This is a genomic window from Streptomyces sp. Y2F8-2 (assembly GCF_014905555.1).
Lineage (GTDB): Bacteria > Actinomycetota > Actinomycetes > Streptomycetales > Streptomycetaceae > Streptomyces > Streptomyces cynarae.
This window is the reverse complement of the sequence record NZ_BNGS01000033.1, coordinates 1-799: the sequence shown is the minus strand read 5'-3', so window position 1 is coordinate 799 and position 799 is coordinate 1. Positions and strand designations below refer to the sequence as shown.

Sequence of the window (799 nt, the reverse complement as noted above, 5' to 3'; positions counted from 1 at the left end):
ATGAGGGAGTTGTGCGGCCGGGTCGGCTGACGGGGGTGCTTTCTGCTGTGTCGATGATGCTGCCGGACGAGCTCGAATGGGTTCTCGAGATGCTCGGCTACCGCTGGCCGACGGCAGACGAGGACAAGCTCAACGAGTGCGCCGCCCTGTGGCGGAAGTTCGGCGACGACGTCACCGAACTGCACACCACGGCGAACGCCAGCGCCCGCCAGGTGGTCGCCCACAACGCCGGCGAGTCGATCGACGCGTTCACCAAGGTCTACGCCAAGTTCGACGGCGGCGGCTCCGGAGGCTACCTCGCCAACGCCGCCCAGGCCGCCTACATCATCGCGACCGTGCTGGAGGCCTGCGCCTACCTCGTCGAGTTCGCCAAGTGGGCGGTGATCGCCCAGCTGATCGCCCTGGCCATCGAGATCGCCGCCGCGCAGGCCGCCGCCCCCTTCACCTTCGGCCTGTCCGAAGTCGGCGCACTGGGGGCCACCCAGGCCACCCGGCTGATCGTGCGCCGCCTCCTCGACGAGCTCAAAGAGGCGTTGCTGGAGGCGATCGTCGAGGCGATGAAGGAGCCTGCGATCTCCATGATCGAGGCGATCATCACCGACCTGATCCGCCAGACGGTCAACGTCGGCTTCGGCGCCCAGGAGGGCTACGACCTCGCCACGACCGTCAAGAAGGGCACCGACAGCGCCTGGGAGGCCATCAAACAGACCCCGCAGACCCTCGCCGAGGGCGTGCGCGACAGCCTGGGCGAGAAGGCCGGCCACCGCGCCCACCACGCCATCGACAGCCGCATCGACGG

The 799-nt window shown here is 68.7% G+C and carries 1 protein-coding gene; it reads left to right on the top strand.

What is annotated here, in order from left to right; all coding sequences use genetic code 11:
- Positions 1-35 precede the first annotated feature (35 nt).
- The coding region (locus SY2F82_RS38560; protein ID WP_200423748.1) for a PE-PGRS family protein at positions 36-799 on the top strand (764 nt) is incomplete at its 3' end.